This window comes from Pseudomonas sp. PDM01, from assembly GCF_014852325.1.
Classification (GTDB): domain Bacteria; phylum Pseudomonadota; class Gammaproteobacteria; order Pseudomonadales; family Pseudomonadaceae; genus Aquipseudomonas; species Aquipseudomonas migulae.
Genome location: NZ_JACVBK010000007.1, coordinates 1 through 20,071 on the forward strand (window position 1 = coordinate 1; position 20,071 = coordinate 20,071).

Here is a 20,071-nt window from a genome sequence, read left to right on the forward strand (position 1 = left end):
CGCGAATAGCCCATCATGGCCCTGCATCGAATCGATGCTGAAATCAGAGGCCGAATATACGTGTGCAGTCGGCACGGGCGCCAAAGCGAAGGGGGCTTGCAACGAGGAGGAGTCCATATACGGTCATCTTGTGAGTACGAAAACCAAGGGCAATTTATTTTTTCGGAGCAGTAGAGGAGGCTGCCGGGGCTACCAGATACCGGTCAAGCCTTCTCAGTGCGCTAACTGCGGCGAGGGAGACGTCGGCATGACGATGAGGTATGCGCATCTGGCACCGAAGCACCTGCTTGACGCCGGCGGTCAGACTCGGGTCCCAGGCTGATAGTGGCGCAATGCTGTTATGATGGCGCTCTAAAATTGACTTTATGGTGGTTATGGATAAGCGCACGAGGCTGTATCAAGAGTTTTTCATTGCTTTGGCTTTGGGAAGCGTCCCCACCTTCATCGCTTACTGGTCAGGTGGAGTTAAGCTGCTGGACGCTGCAGTTAAAGCTCAGATGCCACCTGATAAAGTACTCTGGTACCTGGTCACCTTGCCGGCGCCTTATCTCATAGCTGTTCTCTTTGACCGCTTTGTTTGGAAGAAAACAGAGCTGATGAAAGCTCGTTCTGCTTTCTGGCGCTCCACCTGGACAGAAGTCGGAACAGCATTCCACTCTCTGTGGCGTGTGTTGGTCGGCCTTTTCTTTGCTATCCCGGTTCTTTGGTGGCGGTATGAGCCCGAAACATTTCAGCTCTCAAAGGCTAGCTTCTTTTTCGTCTGGGGATTCGCATTGTTGGCACAGTGCTGGTTCTTTTCTCTAGGAAGAAGTCTGCTTGAAGGGCGTGTACGTCAGCTTTCCTGATCCCGTTCTCTAAAGGTTTCGACAGCTTCCAGAAACGAAATAAAAAGCCCTGTACAAATAGGGCTTTTTCGTTTGGAGAGTGGAGCGGGTGGCCGATGCGATCACTAGATATGTACGACTTGTGATTGATCTCGTTCAGGCCTGGTGAATTTCAAATCGAGGACGAATTTTACCGGACTAATCGATACCTGGTGAGGGGGGAGGAACTCGCTGGGTATCACCCGATGATCATCAAGCGGCTCCTGGGGATCTGATGCTCAGCGGCCAAAGCGGCTTTCTTCGAAGAAGGAAATAGAAGCCTCATTGGATTTTGCTCAGCACGGATCTTGAATACGGCTTCAGGCGGTATCAAAAGCTTCCCGCGCTGATAGCGAGGGTTCATTTTCCCTTCACCTGCTCCACAAATTTCAGGGCGTCCAGCAGCATTTAGGTAGAGTCAGGCGAGATTCGTGAAAGTGCCTGCAACAGTCAAAAGTACTCATTTCGCCAATCTGGCGTGCGCCATGTCCAACGTAGTGGGGGACAGGGTAATCACGAAATATTTTCGCTGTGAGCGAAAATATTTTTTGACCTGCCTATCGTGTTCTGCCATGATGATTTTGCGGTCGATGATTTCTCGATTGCTTGTAGGTGCTACGGCACTGCGGGGGTTGATTTTGGACCTCTAACTTTTGGGCCGGGCGTGTGCGGTCGTCACCGTGCGCGTATGTGGTGCGGTCTTGTAGGCTTCGTCGAGACGTCGAAGCCTGGTGATTTCAGCGAGGGGGAAAAATACAGTTCAAACATCGGTCATTTGGCTTGTAAAGGTTGCATCGAGAGGTCGGTTCCACATGTCGTGGACTGACGCAAACCCTTACAGGAGCATTCAATATGCAACCACGTGACGAGAAAGCCGAAGAACTGTACCTGGCAAAAGTGAAGACAAAGCAGCGTTTGAGATTACTCAAAACCTGCTTTGGTGTGATCAAGATTCTTGTGCCGTTACTGTCGATAATTGACAAGCACTGGATGAAGATCATCGCGTTCTTCCATGAGTAGTCTACCCCGCTGGTGTCACATTCATCAGAGGTGTGCAAAATGTTAGGCAAGGCCCTTAAATTAATTCGTTCTTACTACGACCTATCTCAAACAGAGTTATGTTCTCGATTGGGAATATCAAACTCTCACCTATCCGAGATTGAGTCTGGAAAGAAGCAACCATCTATTGAGTTGCTGAGAAAATACAGCGATTATTTCGAGATACCACTATCATCGATTTTGTTTTTTTCTGAGAGTATCGACTCCCCTCGCCCTACTGACAACCTGCGTTTCGGATTGGCGAAAACAATTATTTCGTTACTTGAATGGAATGAAGATCGAAATGCAGCCAAAGAAAAATATAAGGAAAAAACGAAAGCCCGACAATGAACTACCAATTCATCAGTGCGCCTTATATAAAGTAGGCTCACCGAAGCGATTGGCTGACTTGCTCAATATTAGCACTATCGAACTTGAAGTAATTTTGCAATCAGAAAGCAATTACAAACTCTTCAACAAGGTTTTAGCTCCTAATCCATTCACGGGAAAATCCCGTAAAAATCGAGCCGTTCAGGAGCCTAAATCTCGCCTTCGGAAACTACACGAGAGAATTTTATCCATACTCCGTCGTGTCCAGTACCCCGGCTACGTTCAAGGTGGAGTAAAGCACCGCTCGTATCAAACGAATGCAGCTATTCATCTTGGCGCTCGACAAACAGCAACGTTCGATCTGAAAAACTTCTATGGATCTACCCGCTACTGTCTTGTGCATGATTTCTTTCATAATACTATGTGCTGCCCAACAGATATCGCAGGCAGGCTTGCCTCGTTGACAACCTGGAATGGTGTAATGCCTACCGGAAGCCCACTTAGCCCTCTTCTTTCGTTTTGGGCAGCTAAGGGCTTATTTGATAAATGCGAAGCCTTGGCAATCAAATACGGATTAAATTTCACCTGTTACATAGATGACTTAACCTTTTCTGGAGATCAAATCTCTGGAAAATTTCAATCTGAACTAAAGATTATCGCCAGCCGCTTTGGTTATGAATTAGCAAAAGAAAAAACCAAGATATTTAGGTTTGGAGTCCCAGCCCATATCACCGGTGTCATTTCACACAAAGCTAAACTTTCTGTTCCGCATGCGAGATTGAAAGGCGCACGTAAAATTCAAGACGCTATCGACGGAAAAGGAAAGGCGTATGGTTTTACCGCGGCGCAACTTAAACAAAAGCTAGCGGGAACAATTAACGAAGCTGCCACGATCGATGCCGTGAAATATGAAAAATGGGCTGTTTACAGTCGTAAAGATGCTGAAGACGAACTCAATCAGTAGTTGTTCGCTATGCTGAATTTTTTAAAGACATCCGCGTTCAACGTTCTGCAATAAGCGCCGCCAGCGTCAGAGGCCCGACCGCCAATTGAGCACCTAGGTTAGACGAACTTCAGCTGCGAATCCTTGACCACGCAGTGTCTAGCTCTGAGGTGGCTTAGGATATGTAGCCCTCTTCAGTTTGTCTGACAAAAAAACGTGTGATGACCATCAGGATCGTGAAGACAATGTGCCCCTTCCTCAAGGGACATGGTCAAAGCCATGCCCCAGTAAATGGGAAGGGGCCAGTTCATACGTGTGCTGATAGTGGTCCAGATTAGATCACGGCCGAAAGAGTGTAGGGTTCGATATTTGAATAGGCAATTCAAAATGTAGTAACTTGCCAAAGAAGATACATTGAGCTTGCTCGGTCTCTCGTGGGTTCGCGTGGTGCAAGCATCGTACCGCCGGAAAGATTCCCTTCTAGGATCGGGCGTTGTTGAGATTGCTATAATCAAAATTATCACCAGGAATTACTATGGAATTAATGGAAGCACTCTTCGCTACAGTTACATCATTGCTAGTTGTCTGTGTAATTGGTTTTTTTAAAACGCTTTACAAAGAAAAGGCCAAGAATAGAGCGTTGATTGAAGACGTTGGGCGCATTGAGGTCGAAAAGCAAAGAGTAATACACGATTATACTTTAGAGACTGAGAGGGTGAAGCAAGTTCACGCTAAAGAAATCGAGAGCCTGAAGCAGCAGAGCGCTGAAAAACTTGATAAGCAAAAGCGAGATCATGAGATCGATATACAGAAGCGTAAGTATAAATATGAAAACAAAAGTCGCGAATATCACAAGTTTATGGATGAGCTTGATGCGTTTCGCGGGCTGAATATCGAAATTATCGAAAATGAGCTTAGGCCAATGATCAGCGCATGGTTCGCAAGTGATTTTGGTATTTCGAACAAGTTGTTTGCCGAGGCTAATGATAAGGCTACAGCTATCATCAGTTCAGTCAGGGCGCAGGAGGCTAAGCTTTTTGCACAGGTTAACGGTGTAAAACTAAATGCGGCTCAAGAAATAATTGATTTGCTGGATGCGCTGCGAGCAACCATAACCCAGTCGAAGTCGTACCTCGAAGGGGTAATCGGTTATATTTTCAGTGAAGAGTTTCGATATACTAAGCGCATTCCTGATGAGGTTAATGCAAAAGCTGCCGGACTAAATGATCGAACTGTTGATTTGAATAAAAAGCTTCTTGCAGCACTTAAAGCCGACCTAGATACGCTATAGGCGGTGGAAGCCGGCGAGAGTGCGATGATGCTCCCGAAAAAATTGATTGTCGATGCGGGCCAGAGCGATTTGAAGCGGAGCCGCGCTATCAGTGATAGCGCACCGCTCCTAGTCTTTGATCACGTTTACTGCTCTTCACCACAGGTACAGCAGTGAACATACTCTTCGCTGATGACGTTGCCCTTGCACCCTTCGGTGATACATTTTTTTCGGCGCACAAGGTGCGTATCGTTACACACGAAGCACCATAAGGTGGAGGACTTCGGTTTGTTCGGACTCAGTACGGCATAGTGAGGGGGAGGCCCGTCAAGTTCGCCAGAGTGATATTTGCAAGCTGGACAGATATATTTGCGAACACCCGCGGCTACCTTGAAGAAGCGTTCGCGCTCGGACTTGGATAGCAGGTTGAAAACTGTCCAAAACTCACGGACCAAGATGCCGTCAATGTGGTCATTGTCGAAATAAATCTGAGCCGCGGGTGCTGAGAACAAGAAGTCTCTTCGCGCCATGACCCAGCTTTGGCCTGAGTAGAGGTGCTCGTGGGCTTCGAGGATGATCAAAATAACTTCTTTGGGTGAGATCTGAAGCTTCGCATTTACTGAATGCATAGCTGAGTTTCGAAGCCTCCGTACCCGCTCGAATAGCTCCATGAATTTGGGGTCGAAAGGCTGAGGGCTTACCGTGTTGTAAGCCTTTATCAGGTCTTGGGCGTCAATGGTACGAAACTCTGAATACTCTATCCCCTTACCAGTCTTGTCCTTAGGCCAATCCGACGGAGATCCGGCCAGTAGCAAGTACGGGCTGAAGCCTACGAGCTTGCCTTTGATCGCGAGTTCGACGCCCTGCTGGGCAATAATGAGTGAAGTCAGAATCCTTTGCCGTGCGGCCTCCCAGAACTGAGTCTGGTCATCCTTGTCCACATCCACATACTGGCCGGCTTCGTCCAGTGTCGTCAGAAATGAAATGACGATGTCCCACGCAAAGTCGAACTGCGCGTAGGCAGCCGCTGCGAATTCATCACTAGTTGGAATTTCCGTGATCATCGGGGATCCGCTTCGTTTTTTAGGGCTCTGAGCCTATAAGGACGCAGGCAATTGGGCAACATAAAAGAAATCTCCGAATGGATTCCTACTGCTTTCGCGTCAATTTAGCTGGTGCCATAGGCTCTTTTATAAAAGCTGTCCCAACAGAGTGGCCGTTTCCAAGCAGGAGTAGATTTGTCTCCTGCCGGCTTTTGCGGTGCTGTTAACATTGATATCGGCTATGCATACAGTTTATGGGGTGAGCAGGTAAATGACCTCTCGCCCGCGGTTGTAGCAGTTCGGGTTGCAGCAGGGAGAGGAGAACAGCGAATGTCTCTTTAGTGTCGATTCTGTTGAAAAAGTCGGTCCTTCCAGACTGCCCGCATATTGATCGGTGAAAACGCCTTTTCTGCACGCTGCTACGTGAAATCCAAGCCCGGTAGCCTCTGCCGAAGGTAAGGATTTCAATCTCAGGCGCGTACTTTTCTACCGTGGAAACCACGTCCGACTTTTTCAACAGAATCGGTCGGTTGCAGTCCTTGAGTGCTTGGCTGACGCACTCGCGCTGAGTGGCAACCGCTGACACCCCCATCAACTGCACACGGCTGGTCAGTGCGAATGCAAATGACTGGTCAGTGGCAATGCAATTAGGTGGTCGAGTGAGATGTAATTACGCAGAGCCCATGCGAGGGGGAATGCGGAGCCTTCCCGCTCGCGTGGGCTTGGCCGAGAAAGCCCCAAGAGCTAGGTTTGCAGCGGCGACAGTCGCAAGCTCTGTCGCCATGCTGCAAACCAGGTATTACGCAGGTTGTCGCCGCTGTCGCTGCTGTCGCCAAATCAACCATCGCTTCATCTGGGAAGTCATTCTCGGTTACTGGCGGTGTCCGGTGAGCGCTCACCGTATCGGCACGACGTTGTGGTCTCTGGTTTGATTGATCGCAGATGCCGACAGGTTGCCAGTGGCCGCTTTCTGGATGTGCTCACTCCACCAAGCCATCATCGGACGCCGGCGCTCGATGTAGTCCGCCCGGTTGTAAGCGCTTCGGACTTCGTCCTTGTCGACATGCGCGAGCGCGACTTCGATGAGCTCCGGATCCCACCCATGCTCGTTCAGGATGGTGCTGGCCATGGAGCGCATGCCGTGGCTGACCAAGCGGTTCTGGAAGCCCATGCGTTTTAACGCCATGTTGGCAGTCTGACTGTTGGCGTGGGTGCGCGGGTTTCTATCTGCCGGGAACACGTATTCCCTGTGGCCGCTGTGGGGCTTGAGCGTCTCCAGTAAGGCGAGTGCCTGTTCGGTCAGCGGGATGGTGTGCGGACGACGCTTTTTCATGCGCTCCGGCGGGATGGTCCAGATGCGTTTGTCGAAGTCGATGTCTGTCCATCGGGTGGTAGCCGCTTCGGCAGGGCGGGTCATGGTGTGCAGTTGCCATTCGATCAGGCAGCGGGTGATCCGCTTGATGCTGGCGTTCGCGATTTCGATCATGAGCTCGGAAAGCTCATCGGGTCGTAGCGCGGCCATGTTCTCTTTTTTGGGCTTCTTGAAGACCGCCCGAATGCCACTGAGAGGGTTAGCGAAAATCAGCCCGGAGTTCACCCCGTAAGTCATGATCTCGTTGAGCCGTTGGCTCAACCGCTTCACTGTCTCGAGACTGCCTTTGGCTTCGATTGGGCGAAGGAGCTTGATGACCATCGGGGCGCTGACTTCCGAGAGGGGTGTCGATTTCATGCTCGGAAAAATATGCAGCGTAAGTGAGCGCCAGATGTCCTCGGCATATGCCGGTGTGACGGAATCTTTCTTCAGTTCGAACCAGGCCGTGGCTACGTTCTCGAACGTGTGCTCTGTCTCCGCTCGTTTGGCTTGCACCAGCTCGTTGCGTTGAGCTTTGGGGTCGATGCCTTGCGCCAACAGCTCTCGGGCCTCAACCGCTTTCTTTCTGGCTTGTGCAAGAGAAAGCTCGGGATAGGTACCGAGTGCCATGTTGATTCGGTTCTTCGTTACTGGATGCCTGTAGTTGAAATTCCACTGCATCGAGCGATTGACCCTGACTCGCAGCTGAAGCCCGTCACCATCGGTGAGGACGTAGTCCTTGTCTTTGGGTTTGACAGCCTTGAGCTGACGGTCCGAGAGGCGGGCGGTTTGAGCGCACATGAGAAGTACTCCATGTCACCTTTTGGTATTCCCAAGATTAGCGCTGGGTAGCCGGGAATACCACTGGGAATACCAAGTCGGCTGGAACTCAAAAACGTTCTATGGAGCCCAGTAACGCTCAAACCCTTGATTTCACTGGATTTCAGGCACAAAAAAAGACGTCCGTGGACGTCTTTAGATGATGAAGTGGTGGAGCCGGGGGGATTTGAACCCCCGTCCGCCAGTACTCCGCTGTCGGTACTACATGCGTAGCCGTGTCTATTAAGTTAACCCTCAGCGACCCGACGGGCAGGGTGCTTTGGGCGAGTTGTGTAAGTTTTAGCCGCTTCGTCCACAACGTACTGCACGGCGATTCTGTTCTATATGACAATCACTTTGGGTTTACAGACATCCCCTGATGATTGCTGGACCCGAAGGTACCAGAAGGGAAGGGCTAAGGCTGCTTACGCAGCGAGAGCGTATTCCCCGTAGGTTTCGTCATTGGCAACTATAAGAAGTTGCAACAGTGGATTTACGAGTTCTGTTACCAACTCGGCATGCACCTAAAGTTTCGCGACCGGCGTCGAATCCTAAACGGCCCCGTGCCTGTTGCTCTGTGAATCAAAGTGAGCAGCAAGCCTGCGCAGTGTACGCCAACGTGGCTCAGAAGGCCACCCGATGCTTGGCGCGAGTGATCATGGGTTGGGATCTTTGCTCAGTTTGCCAGCGACAATGCCTGGGTGGCCTCGGTGACGCATTTTTTGTCGTCCCCGGCAGCTTTTGAAGCTTCGGCGCTGGCCAGCAGTCTTTTGATCTCCATTGTGGTGTTGTCAGGGCTCGCCGGCAGTGCATTCACTTTGGCTTTGAGCTGTTGCAGCTTGCTCGTACACAGGTCGTTGTCCGCTGCAAATACGGGAGAAGCCAACAGTGCAGCAGACATGAGCAAACCAGCGATCGCGGTACGTTTCATGGATATTTCCTTGTACGGGTAGTCTCGGTGCTGCCATAGGGACGGGGGCTCGGCCGAGGTCGAAAAACAAGCCACGATTGATCGGCCCTAACTAAAAGACTACGACGCTGCGCAAGAATTCGCTTTTCACCCAAAGGCTATGGAAAAAAGGTCCATGCATGCCCAAACCCCAGAAGCAACAAAACCCGCAGTTAGCGGGTTTTGGTTTGTTTCGCATTGGGTGGAGCCATCCTGAGCGCTCCCTGGCCTGTTGCTCTGTGAATCTTGATGAGCAACAAGCCTGCGAGTTGAACGCAAGGAAAGCCCACCCGAAGGTCTGCATTGTGCCGGGTTACTTCCCGCCTTTGTTCGCGTCCTTGATTTGCTTGATCGTTTGTTCTGTCTCGGCGATGCAATCGTCAGTCCCTTCCTTGGTGCCTTTTGCCTGATCGGCTTTGGCTTGCTTGACGCTGTCCATTACCTGATCAGACATTTCTGGAGGAGTCTGTGCCCTGGCATTTTCGATGGTTTTAATGTTGACCGCACAGAGGTCTTCAGCGGCAAACGAGGGGGATGCCATCAGCGAGACAGTAACGAACAGACCTAACAGTACAGAACGTTTCATGAGTATCTCCTTGAACTGAGGGCTCAGGTGTTTACCGGCCATCAGAACGGGCTGCCGAGGTTGGGTAAGGCCCGGCAATGTCCGGGCTTAACCAGTGGACTACGACGTTTCGTCAGGGTTCTATTTTTCTTCAGAGCCCCTCGGCTGTGTGACCCGATCCACCAGATAGACCAGCCCGTGGTAGTCGATTCCGCCATGTTGCGTCAGACCGATCTCACAGGTGCGGCTGGTCGAAATCCCCTCGCTGCACTGTTGCACCGCGTCCTTGAGCGTACGCAGCGAATGGGCATTCAGCTCCGGCGTGGTGAAGCCCTTGTCGCCGGCAAATCCACAGCAGTGAATGCCTTCGGGAATGACCACGTTTTTGCTGCACTTGCGCGCCAGATCAATCAGCGCCTGGCTTTCCCCGAGGTGCTGAGTGCTGCACGTGACGTGCACGGCGATGGGCGCTTCCTGCGGCGTGAAGTCGAGACGATCCATCAAATGCGTACGGATGAAACGCACCGGGTCGTACAGGTCCAGTCGAACATCTCCCAGGTCCTGAACCAGTCGCAAGGTACAGGGGCTGGTGTCGCAGTAGATCGGATCGAGCCCGCCACGGCTGGCGTGCAGTAATGCGCCAATCAGTTCCTGGCGCTTGTGTTCGGCCTGTTCGGCGTAGCCCTTGGAGGCAAACGGCTGGCCGCAGCAGAGACTGTCCTGGTTGTCCGGAAAGACGACCTGGTAACCGGCTTTTTCCAGCAGACCACGGGTTTTGTCGTACAGCGACATTTGCTCTTTATCACCGGCCGCAGGCCCCATGACCCGCGAGACACAAGCCGCCAGGTACACCACGCGAGGGCGCTCGTCCGACACGATCGGGCTGAAGCGGATGGCTTTTTCTGGCTGCGGCATGGCGTTGGTCCATTGTGGGACCCGGCCTTTGGACAACTTCGTCAGCGTTGCCGAAAGCTTCGCCAGACGTGGCGCCCCCAGCAGCATCCGCGCCCCATTGGCCACGTGCAGGGTGAAACGGGCGCCTTGCAGCGCGGTGGCGAAATTGCCTTCCAGCCAACTGGCAGCTTTCGTATGCGTCGCCTTACGGCCACGAAGCTTTTTCACCAGCTCGCCAGTGTTGATTCCTACAGGGCAACGCTGTGCGCACAACCCGGTGGCGGCGCAGGTGTCGATGCCCTGGTATTCGTAAGCGGCTTCGAGTTCCGTGGTGTCCACACCGGCACGTTTTTTTGCCTGAATGTCTCGCCAGATCACGATGCGCTGGCGCGGGCTCAGGGTCAGGCCTTTCGACGGGCAGACCGGCTCACAAAAACCGCACTCGATGCACTTATCCACAATCTCGTCGGCGGCCGGCAACGGCTTCAGGTGTTTGAGGTGAATCTGCGGATCGTCGCTGAGCACCACATCCGGATTGAGAATGCCGTTGGGGTCGAGCAGGCGTTTGAGCTGCCACATCAACTGGTAGGCATCGCTGCCCCATTCCAGCTCCACGAACGGCGCCATGTTGCGACCGGTGCCATGCTCGGCTTTCAGCGAACCGCCGAACTCCACCGCGACCAACTGCGCCACGTCGTCCATGAACGCCTGATAGCGTGCGACTTCTTCCGGGTTGTTGAAGCCTTGGGTGAAGACGAAGTGCAGATTACCTTCCAGCGCGTGTCCGAAAAGGATCGCTTCGTCGTAGTGATGCTTGTCGAACAACTCGATCAGACGATTCACGCCGATGGCCAGTTGTTCTACCGGGAAGGTCACGTCTTCGATGATCACCGTGGTGCCGGTTTTGCGCACCGCGCCGACGGCGGGGAAGGTGTCCTTGCGAATGGCCCAGAGGCGGGCGTTCTCGATTGGGTCTTCGGTGAAATCGACCTGTTTTTCCACTGGGAACGAAGTCAGCGACGCCATGATTTGCGCCAGTTGCTCGTGCAGCAAAGTCGACGACGCGGCGCGGGATTCGATCAGCAGTGCGCAGGCATTGTTCGACAGGTGCTGTACGAAATCCGGCATGCCGGGTTTGTTCTGTACTGAACGCAGACTGCGACGGTCGAGCAGTTCCACGGCCGACACCGGTTGGCTTTTCAGTACGGTGACGGCGTTGCAGCAGGTCTCCACATCCGGGAACACGATCAGTGCCGACGCCTTGTTCGGGTGGTCGATCACCGTGTCGTAGGTCACGGCGCTGATGAACCCCAGCGTGCCTTCGGAACCCACCAGCAAGTGGCTCAAGATATCCACAGGCTCGTCGTAATCCACCAGGGCGTTGAGTGACAGGCCGGTGGTATTTTTCAGACGGTATTTGTGGCGGATTTTTGCAGCCAGTTCGGAATTGGCGCGGGTCTCGCGGCCCAGTGTCGCTAAACGTTCAAGCAATGCTGCGTGGCTCTCACGAAACGCCGCGACACTCGCCGCATCTTCGGTGTCGAGACGGCTGCCGTCGGCGAGCACCAGGCGAATCCCGGCCAGCGTGTGATAGGTATTTTGCGCCGTGCCGCAGCACATACCGCTGGCGTTATTGGCGACGATACCGCCGATTTTGCAGGCGTTGATCGAGGCCGGGTCGGGACCGATCTTGCGTCCGAACGGCGCCAGCCACGCGTTGGCCTGCGCGCCGATGACGCCCGGCTGCAGACGGATTTGCGTGCCGTGGCCGCGGATCTCGCGTCCGTTCCAGTTATCCCCAAGCACGATCAGCACCGAATCGCTGATGGCCTGGCCGGACAGGCTGGTGCCGGCGGCGCGGAAGGTCACCGGAACCTGATCCCGTTGCGCCAGTTTCAGCAGCGCCACCACTTCATCTTCAGACTCGACGCGGATCACCAGTTGCGGAATCAACCGGTAGAAACTGGCATCGGTGCCGAACGCCAATGTCGACAGCGGGTCGTCGAACCGTCGTTCTTGAGGTATCAGTTGCTGCGCATCTCGCAGGAAAGTCGCCGGTAGAGTCATTGGTCCTCCAGGATCAAAACCACCAGGTCTTTCGGGCCGTGGGCACCGTAAGCCAGGACTTGTTCGATGTCGGCCGTTTTCGATGGGCCGGACACTAACAGCGCGTTGGTCGGCATGCCGTGAGCCCAGTTGAACTCCTGCTGCACCTGATAGAAGTTGTCACGGATTTCACTGGCCTTGAGCAGGGCGAAATGTACGGGTGGCACCAGGCTCATCAAGCGCGGTTCTTCCCGCGTCGGCCAGAGAATCAGACTACCTGTCGCGGCGATTGCGCCGAGGGTGGTGGTCAGGCTGGCTGGTGTGTCGTTGAACAGCTCGGCTTTCCATTCTTCCACCGGACGGTCGTAGGCCTTGAGCGTCGGCAAGCCAGGATTTTTCGCCCAGTGCTGAGTGACACGTTGACCGTGCGGCGTCGTCGGCGCGATCAACAGGCTGGGCAGCTGACGATCCTGCAGCAACTGAGCAAGCAACGAAGGCCAGGCTTCGCCGGACGTCAGGTGGATTTCTGTGTGCACCGCTTCCATCAGTTTGCGCAGCTGCGGAATGCGTTGTTCGGGTGCGTAGGTGTACGGCGCTGTCACCAGTTCGACGTCGAACTCGTCAGGCACGGGCGTGGTGCCGGTCAGACTTTTCCGTAACTTGGCGAGGATGTTTTGCTTGGCGCTCATCAGCGATCTCCCTGTTTGGCCAGATGCTCGCGGGCCATGTCGTGCAGTGAGCGGGCAGCCGGTTTCGGGGCGCTGTGGTTTTGCGTCCAGGGGCCGACGTTGCTCGGTGCGAGGGCACGCAGACGCGTGGCGACAAAGCCGAACAGTCGATACAGCGTCGGTGAGCTGTTGAGTTTCGCCCAGGCATTCCAGATAAAACGCTCCTTGCGCGAATACTTGCTGCCCTGGCCGCGCATCACTTGATGCGGGCTATCCGGGGCTTTGACGTTCTCTTCCCGCAGGCGTCGCAGTAGGGAAGGGATAGGAATTTTTACCGGACAGACTTCGCCGCAAGCACCACACAGCGATGACGCACTCGGATGATCCGGGACATTCGCCAGGCCGACCATGTGCGGCGTGATGATTTTTCCGATAGGCCCAGGGTAAACCTCCCCATAGGCGTGGCCGCCGATTCGAGTGTAGACCGGGCAATGATTCATACAGGCGCCGCAGCGAATGCAGTTCAGGGTCTGGCGTAATTCACTGTCGGCAAAGGCCTGGCTGCGACCGTTGTCCAGCAGCACAAGGTGCACTTCCTGCGGGCCATCGAGTTCATCGGCCTTGCGTGGGCCGGAGATCATGTTGACGTAGGTGGTGATCGGCTGGCCGAGGGCCGAGCGGGTCAACAGTGACACCAGCGGCACCACGTCACGCAGGTTTTCCACGACTTTTTCGATGCCGGTAACGGCGATGTGCACCGGCGGCACCGTGGTGGTCATGCGCCCGTTGCCTTCGTTTTCCACCAGCAGCAAAGTGCCGGTTTCGGCCACGGCGAAGTTGACGCCTGAGACGCCGATGTCCGCTTCGAAGAATTTCTGCCGCAAGACTTTGCGACCGATCTGAATGAGTTGGTCAACGTCCTTGGTGTATTCCACGCCAAGTTTGTCATGGAACAAGGACGCGACCTGACCGGCATTCTTGTGGATCGCCGGCATAATAATGTGTGAAGGCTTCTCGTGGTCGAGCTGGACGATGTACTCGCCCATGTCCGATTCCAGGCATTCAATGCCCCGTTCAGCGAGGAAATGGTTCATCTCCATTTCTTCGCTGACCATCGATTTGCCCTTGATCACTTGCCGCCCCTCGTGAGCGCGGATGATCGAGAGGACGATGCCATTGGCTTCGTCCACCGTTTCCGCCCAGTGCACTGTTACACCGTTGCGGGTCAGGTTCTGTTCAAGTTGCTCGAGCAGGTCGGGCAACTTCGATAACGCACGGGCGCGGACAGCATTGCCCAGTGCTCGCAAATGTTCTCTTTCATGGGCATCGCTGAAGGACGCTGCCCGTTTTGTCATCAGTGAATCCATCGCAGTGCGAAAGTTGTTTCGCAGTTGCTTGTCACCCAACGCCTTGTGCGCACGGGTGCGGAAATCTTCTTCTACGGCAACCGTAGGAATAATCGCGGAAGCGTTCATTGAACACCTCCGGTGCGCTGCCAAAGGAAACTGGCCAGGTGTTGGCCGCGCAACGCTTCCTTCTGTTTCTCCAGCGAGCCGTTGATGTTCATCAGGCAACCGCAATCGGCACTGAGTACCTTGTGCGCGCCAGATTCCTTCAACGCCCGGGTCTTGTCAGCCACCATCGCGCCGGAAATGTCTGGCATACGGACGCTGAAAGTCCCACCGAAGCCACAGCATTCACTTTCATGGCTGTGCTCGACTCGCTCCACATTCCCCAACTGCGCCAACAACTCGCGGCCGTGCAAGTGGGTGTTCATCTCACGACGTGCCGAACACGATGTGTGCAACGCCACTTTGACCGGTTCGCCGCTGTCCTTGAGCTGCACCTTGCAGACAAACAACAGAAACTCGGCCAGCTCATACGTCCGGGCCGCCAGGGCCTGAACCTGTTTCAACGTTTGCGGCTCGTCCTTGAACAAGTCGGCATAGTGCTCGCGCAACATGCCGGCGCACGATCCCGACGGCACCACCACCGGATAATCTCCAGCGAACAGCGCCAGTTGCGCGCGCGCCACGGTCCGGGCCTGGTCGGTGTAACCGGAGGTGTAGGCCGGTTGCCCGCAGCAGCTTTGCCCTTGCGGGTACTCGACACGAATGCCTTCGCGTTCCAGCAGGTGAATCGCATCCATCCCGGCTTCCGGGTAGAACAGATCAACCACGCAGGTCCCGAACAGGTAGACCCGTGCCGGTTTTTCGCTGGGATATTGCCGAGGCTTGGGCAGTGGCGGGGCGACGCGGGTCGCGTTCGGCACGGCGTTGTAAAAAAGCTCGCTCATCAGGCGTGTCTCCGGGTGGTCCCGGTTATCCGTCCGCTGAGGCTGCTGAATATAGAGAGAGATTCTTTCAGCAGCCTTACAGACCGGGTTGTGAATAGCTGACGCCGGAATCGTGGTCCGGCGTCGGTTTTTGCGTTTTTTCGTGTAGTACTTAGTGCACCAGCATGCCGGTGAACCAGTAGGCCTGAGCCAAGGTGATCAGGCCGACGATGGTTGCGAAGAACAGGCTGTGCTTGAGGGTGAAACGGAACAGGTCCGATTCCTTGCCGACCAGACCGGTCGCGGCGCAGGCCACGGCGATCGATTGTGGCGAGATCATCTTGCCGGTCACACCGCCGCTGGTGTTTGCCGCCACCAACAAGGTGTCGTTGACGCCGATCTGGTGCGCGGTGGTCGCTTGCAACGAGCTGAACAGTGCGTTGGACGAGGTGTCGGAACCGGTCAGGAACACACCCAGCCAGCCGAGGAAAGGCGAGAAGAACGGGAACGCCGCGCCGGTGCCTGCCAATACCAGCGCCATGGTCGACGACATGCCCGAGTAGTTGGTGACGAAGGCGAACGCCAGCACCATGCCGATGGACAGGATCGGCCAACGCAGCTCGTAGAATGTCTCTCTAAAAGTGGTCAGACCAGTTTTAATGTTGATCTTCAATACCAGCATCGAGATCAGTGCGGAGAAGAAAATCGCCGTGCCGGTCGCGGAAATCGGATCGAGTTTGAACACGGCCGGGATGGCGGTCGGAGCGGTCACGATCGGAGCGACCTTGATCACCATTTGGTCCAGGTGCGGAATGGCGAAGTTGAACACCCAGCTGTACATCGAGCCGCCGGCGGCGAACATCGCCTTGAACGGCTTCAGGGTCCAGATGGTGACCAGCACGGTGAGGATCAGGAACGGCGACCAGGCTTTGATAATTTCACCGAGGCTGTAAGGCGAGGCCACGGTTGTGCGCGGCTGGCCGAAACCGCCGGCGCTGGCGGTCACAACGGAGGCCGAAACGGCACCGACGATGTGTTGGCCTGCGGCGCGTTTCGGCTGCCAGACTTTCAGGAACAGCGTCAGGGAAATCAGGCTGGCCAGGGCCGAAGTGATGTCCGGCAGTTCCGGGCCGATGAAGTTCGACGTGAAGTATTGGGTGATGGCGAAGCTCAATCCGGCCACCAGTGCTGCTGGCCAGGTTTCCCGCACGCCGCGCAGGCCGTCCATCATGAACACCAGCCAGAACGGCACGAACAGCGACAGCAGCGGCAGTTGGCGACCGGTCATGGCGCCGATCTTGAACGCGTCGATACCGGTCACTTGCCCGGCCACGATGATCGGGATCCCCAAGGCGCCGAAGGCCACTGGCGCGGTGTTGGCGATCAGGCACAGGCCAGCAGCGTATAGCGGGTTGAAGCCGAGTCCTACAAGGAGGGCGGCGGTAATCGCTACCGGTGCGCCGAAACCGGCTGCACCTTCAAGGAATGCACCGAAGCAGAAGCCGATCAGCAGCACCTGCAAACGCTGGTCGTCGGTGATCGACAGGACGGAGCTGCGAATCACTTCGAACTGACCACTCTTGACCGTCAGTTTGTAGAGGAACACGGCGGCGACGATGATCCACGCAATCGGCCACAGGCCGTAGGCGAAGCCATACCCGGCGGCGGCGAATGCCATATCGACCGGCATCTGGAACGCGAAGATGGCCACCGCAATGGACAAGGCCAGCGTGATGCTGCCGGCCACGTGCCCTTTGAGTCGGAACACGGCCAACGCCAGGAAGAAAAACACGATGGGGATAACGGCTGCGAGCGCGGAAAAGCCGAGGCTGCCGAGCGGGGTATAGAGCTGTTGCCAGGTTTGCATATGGGGTGGCCCCTAATTGTTGTTGGTCAGGCACTGATCAGCGTTCTTGGATAATTGGTAATACCAATTTACAATCGCTGTTCGCTAGGGTAAAAGCCTTGTAGGCGGCGTGTCAATTTGCCGCCCTAAAACTTTTGTCGAACAAGCGCTGTGGCGCCTGCTTGATCCGCTCGTACAAATGCCGTCTGGTAGGTGCTGGCAAAGCGCCGATAGGCCAGAATAGAGAGCCCGGCGAGCCGTCGGGATCGTGGAGAATTGAGTTATGGGGTTTGATCAAATTCGTCAGCGCCGTTTGTCTGACGATATTGTCGAGCAGCTCGAGGGGATGATTCTCGAGGGCACGCTGAAGGCTGGTGAGCGCTTGCCGGCCGAGCGTGCATTGGCCGAGCAGTTCGGCGTGTCACGCCCTTCGTTGCGCGAAGCGATTCAGAAGCTGGCAGCCAAGGGCTTGCTGGTCAGTCGCCAGGGTGGCGGCAACTATGTGGTGGAGTCACTGGGCACGACATTCAGTGATCCGCTGCTTCATCTGCTTGAAAGCAACCCCGAGGCCCAGCGCGATCTGCTGGAGTTTCGCCATACCCTGGAAGCGTCCTGCGCCTATTACGCAGCAATGCGGGCGACAGATGTCGATCGCGAGCGGTTGACCGCGGCCTTCAATGAATTGCAGGACTGCTACACCCGTCACGATGAAGTGAGTCGGGCGGAAGAGGGGGCGGCGGACGCGAAGTTTCACCTGGCAATCGCCGAAGCCAGTCACAACGCAGTGTTGCTGCACACCATTCGCGGGCTGTTCGATCTGCTCAAACGCAACGTGGTGACCAACATTGGCGGCATGTACAAACAGCGCACGGAAACCCGCGACATGCTGATCACGCAGCATCGGGAGTTGTACATGGCGATTATTGAGGGGCGGGCGGAGCAGGCGCGGGAAGTTTCCAGTCGACACATTCTGTATGTACAGGAAGTGCTGGAAGAGGTGCGTCAGGAAGTGCAGCGCATGGCCCGGGCGGAGCGGCGCAAGGGGATGTAGTCAGTTGGTTTTGTATCGTTCGTGCGATTGCATTCGCGGGCAAGCCTCGCTCCTACAGGGTGACGTGTAGGAGCGAGGCTTGCCCGCGAAGAGGGCCTCAAGGCGAAAAATTACTCTTCCTTGCCCTTGTTGCGCACCGCTCGCTGCAACTCGCGACCGGCGTCGCGTTCGCGTTCGGTATCACGCTTGTCGTATTCCTTCTTGCCCTTGCCCAGAGCGATCTCGCACTTGACCATGTGCTTGCTCCAGTACCAGGACAGGCACACGCAGGCGTAACCCTTTTGCTGCACGGCGGCGGCCAGCTTTTCCAGCTCGCGGCGGTTGAGCAGCAATTTGCGGGTGCGCGTCGGATCGGCGATGACGTGCGTGCTGGCGGTCGTCAGGGGCGTAATGTGGCTGCCGAGCAGCCATGCTTCGCCATCCTTGAGCAGCACGTAACTGTCGACCAGTTGCAGCTTGCTTGCCCGCAGACTTTTTACTTCCCAGCCGGCCAGGACCAGACCAGCCTCGAACCGATGTTCGATGAAGTAATCGTGTCGCGCCTTTTTATTCTGCGCGATGGTCCCTGTTGGGTGTTTCTTCTGTTTAGCCATAGGGGCGGCATTATAGGGAGTTGCACGCGAGTCGGCTACGGTGATGCTGCGTGCTTGAGCAGGTTGATTGAATCCCGGACAATGCGCCCTCTTTTTTCAATGCTTGGACGTGGTAGCGATGTCGACAGACAAGGTTTCTGTCCACGGCAGTTGGGCTAGCCGCTGGGTCTTCATACTCGCCGCGACCGGTTCGGCCGTGGGCCTGGGTAGCATCTGGAAGTTCCCGTACATGGTCGGGGTCTACGGCGGCGGTGCCTTTGTATTGATGTTCCTGGCCTGTATCGCACTGATCGGCGTACCGGTCATGCTGGCTGAAACCCTGATCGGTCGCCGCGCCCGGCAAAGTCCGGCCAATGCCTTGAAGGTGCTGGCGCTGGAGGCCGGGCATTCGGGCAAGTGGTCCTGGGGCGCATTCGCCGGGATGATCACGGCGTTGCTGATCCTGTCTTTCTATAGTGTCGTCGGTGGTTGGTCGCTGGATTACATCATCGACATGGGGCGCGGCGACTTTCAGGGGGTAACGCCGGATCAGGTCGGTGCGTACTTTGGCAAGGTGATCGCCGATCCATGGCGCCTGACACTTTGGCATACGATTTTTATGCTGTTGTCCGCCGTCGTCATCGCCAGGGGCGTAGTCGCCGGCCTTGAGCGCAGCCTGCGCATCATGATGCCGCTGCTCTTCGTGATGGTTCTGGTGCTGCTGGGTTACAGCATGACCACCGGCCATTTCATGGAGGGCGTGCATTTCATGTTCGACTTCCATCCGGAAAAAGTCCTCGACGGCTTGTTGCCGGCCATGGGGCACGCGTTCTTTTCCCTGAGCGTGGGCGTTGGTTCGATCATGATTTATGGCGCCTACATGCCGAAACACTCGTCGATCTCCGGCACCGTGGTCGGTGTCGCGCTGCTCGATACCTTTGTTTCGCTGGTTGCGGGTCTGGCATTGTTTCCGATTGTGTTCGCCGCCGGCCTGAACCCGAGCGAAGGCCCTGGCCTGATGTTCGTCAGCCTGCCATTTGCCTTTGGCAACGTAGCGTTTGGCCAGTTGATGGGGGTAGTGTTCTTCGTCCTGGTCGCGATTGCAGCCTGGAGTTCGGCGATTTCATTGCTCGAACCGATGGTGGCTTACCTGGTTGAACGCACTAAAGTCAGTCGCGCGTGGGTGACTTTCTGGCTGGCGTTCACCTGCTGGTTCGTCGGTCTGGGCACGGTGTTTTCCTTCAATATCTGGAAGGAAGCCAAATTTTTCGTGAACGAAGGCGGGATGTTCCATCTCTATCAATGGGGTGCGGCCGGCGGTCTGGATTTCTTTGGCGTGATCGATTTCTTTACCTCGCGGATCATGTTGCCACTCGGTGGTTTGTGTTTCGTGGTGTTTGCAGGATGGGTGATGGGGCGTGAAGCGGTGCGCGACGAGTTGTCGATCCGCAACCCCATGCTGTTCAATCTGTCCCTGTTTTTGATGCGCTATGTGGCGCCCATCGGCATTCTTGTAGTGTTTGCCGCCCAGCTGTGGAAGTGACGCTG

Annotated in this window: 17 protein-coding genes and 1 other RNA gene; 7 read left to right on the forward strand and 11 right to left on the reverse strand. The window is 55.4% G+C overall.

From position 1 onward, the window contains the following. Positions 1 to 374 precede the first annotated feature (374 nt). From IB246_RS18195 to IB246_RS18215, 5 genes are all read left to right on the forward strand, one after another. On the forward strand, positions 375 to 845 hold the full coding sequence (locus tag IB246_RS18195; protein ID WP_192230102.1) for a hypothetical protein: 471 nt from the start codon (positions 375 to 377) through the stop codon (positions 843 to 845). 870 nt (positions 846 to 1,715) lie between these two features. After that, complete coding sequence (locus IB246_RS18200; RefSeq protein ID WP_192102760.1) at positions 1,716 to 1,883, forward strand: hypothetical protein; 168 nt, start codon at positions 1,716 to 1,718, stop codon at positions 1,881 to 1,883. 39 nt (positions 1,884 to 1,922) lie between these two features. Then, complete coding sequence (locus IB246_RS18205) at positions 1,923 to 2,252, forward strand: helix-turn-helix transcriptional regulator (protein WP_192230104.1); 330 nt, start codon at positions 1,923 to 1,925, stop codon at positions 2,250 to 2,252. Beyond that, positions 2,206 to 3,195, forward strand: coding sequence for a reverse transcriptase family protein (locus IB246_RS18210; RefSeq protein WP_192230106.1), 990 nt, complete (start codon positions 2,206 to 2,208; stop codon positions 3,193 to 3,195). Before IB246_RS18205 ends, IB246_RS18210 begins: the two co-directional genes overlap by 47 nt. 514 nt (positions 3,196 to 3,709) lie before the next feature. Beyond that, positions 3,710 to 4,465, forward strand: coding sequence for a hypothetical protein (locus IB246_RS18215; protein WP_192230108.1), 756 nt, complete (start codon positions 3,710 to 3,712; stop codon positions 4,463 to 4,465). A gap of 125 nt (positions 4,466 to 4,590) precedes the next feature. On the opposite strand, the gene IB246_RS18220 is transcribed toward IB246_RS18215, so the two are convergent. From IB246_RS18220 to IB246_RS18265, 10 genes are all read right to left on the reverse strand, one after another. Further along, positions 4,591 to 5,508, reverse strand: coding sequence for a hypothetical protein (locus IB246_RS18220; RefSeq protein ID WP_192230110.1), 918 nt, complete (start codon positions 5,506 to 5,508; stop codon positions 4,591 to 4,593). 874 nt (positions 5,509 to 6,382) lie between these two features. Continuing rightward, on the reverse strand, positions 6,383 to 7,639 hold the full coding sequence (locus IB246_RS18225; RefSeq protein WP_192230112.1) for an integrase domain-containing protein: 1,257 nt from the start codon (positions 7,637 to 7,639) through the stop codon (positions 6,383 to 6,385). Between the two features lie 187 nt (positions 7,640 to 7,826). Beyond that, positions 7,827 to 8,220, reverse strand: a transfer-messenger RNA (tmRNA) gene (gene ssrA, locus IB246_RS18230). 113 nt (positions 8,221 to 8,333) lie between these two features. Further along, a complete protein-coding gene (locus tag IB246_RS18235) occupies positions 8,334 to 8,588 on the reverse strand; it encodes a hypothetical protein (RefSeq protein ID WP_008036550.1) in 255 nt (84 codons plus the stop codon). A 331-nt stretch (positions 8,589 to 8,919) separates the two neighbouring features. Beyond that, positions 8,920 to 9,192, reverse strand: coding sequence for a hypothetical protein (locus IB246_RS18240; protein ID WP_008036547.1), 273 nt, complete (start codon positions 9,190 to 9,192; stop codon positions 8,920 to 8,922). Positions 9,193 to 9,312: 120 nt separating this feature from the next. After that, the gene (locus IB246_RS18245) at positions 9,313 to 12,132 is read right to left on the reverse strand and encodes an FAD-binding and (Fe-S)-binding domain-containing protein (protein ID WP_008036544.1); all 2,820 of its coding nucleotides are present in this window, start codon (positions 12,130 to 12,132) and stop codon (positions 9,313 to 9,315) included. Beyond that, the gene (locus IB246_RS18250) at positions 12,129 to 12,800 is read right to left on the reverse strand and encodes a LutC/YkgG family protein (protein WP_008036540.1); all 672 of its coding nucleotides are present in this window, start codon (positions 12,798 to 12,800) and stop codon (positions 12,129 to 12,131) included. Before IB246_RS18250 ends, IB246_RS18245 begins: the two co-directional genes overlap by 4 nt. Next, on the reverse strand, positions 12,800 to 14,254 hold the full coding sequence (locus IB246_RS18255; protein WP_008029808.1) for a LutB/LldF family L-lactate oxidation iron-sulfur protein: 1,455 nt from the start codon (positions 14,252 to 14,254) through the stop codon (positions 12,800 to 12,802). The genes IB246_RS18250 and IB246_RS18255 overlap by 1 nt, the downstream gene beginning before the upstream one ends. Beyond that, positions 14,251 to 15,075: a (Fe-S)-binding protein gene (locus tag IB246_RS18260; RefSeq protein WP_008036539.1), complete on the reverse strand. Its 825-nt coding sequence runs from the start codon at positions 15,073 to 15,075 to the stop codon at positions 14,251 to 14,253. Before IB246_RS18260 ends, IB246_RS18255 begins: the two co-directional genes overlap by 4 nt. A 151-nt stretch (positions 15,076 to 15,226) precedes the next feature. Beyond that, the gene (locus tag IB246_RS18265) at positions 15,227 to 16,921 is read right to left on the reverse strand and encodes a lactate permease LctP family transporter (protein WP_008036538.1); all 1,695 of its coding nucleotides are present in this window, start codon (positions 16,919 to 16,921) and stop codon (positions 15,227 to 15,229) included. A 262-nt stretch (positions 16,922 to 17,183) separates the two neighbouring features. Here IB246_RS18265 and IB246_RS18270 point away from each other — a divergent pair, with 262 nt between their 5' ends. Beyond that, the gene (locus IB246_RS18270; protein ID WP_008029801.1) at positions 17,184 to 17,951 is read left to right on the forward strand and encodes a GntR family transcriptional regulator; all 768 of its coding nucleotides are present in this window, start codon (positions 17,184 to 17,186) and stop codon (positions 17,949 to 17,951) included. 110 nt (positions 17,952 to 18,061) lie between these two features. Here IB246_RS18270 and smpB read toward each other — a convergent pair whose 3' ends face one another. Continuing rightward, entirely contained in the window at positions 18,062 to 18,544 is a 483-nt protein-coding gene (gene smpB, locus IB246_RS18275; RefSeq protein ID WP_008029800.1) for an SsrA-binding protein SmpB, read from the reverse strand. 118 nt (positions 18,545 to 18,662) lie between these two features. Between smpB and IB246_RS18280 the strand changes: the two genes are divergently transcribed. Next, the gene (locus tag IB246_RS18280) at positions 18,663 to 20,066 is read left to right on the forward strand and encodes a sodium-dependent transporter (RefSeq protein ID WP_008029797.1); all 1,404 of its coding nucleotides are present in this window, start codon (positions 18,663 to 18,665) and stop codon (positions 20,064 to 20,066) included. The last annotated feature ends 5 nt before the right edge of the window (positions 20,067 to 20,071 follow it).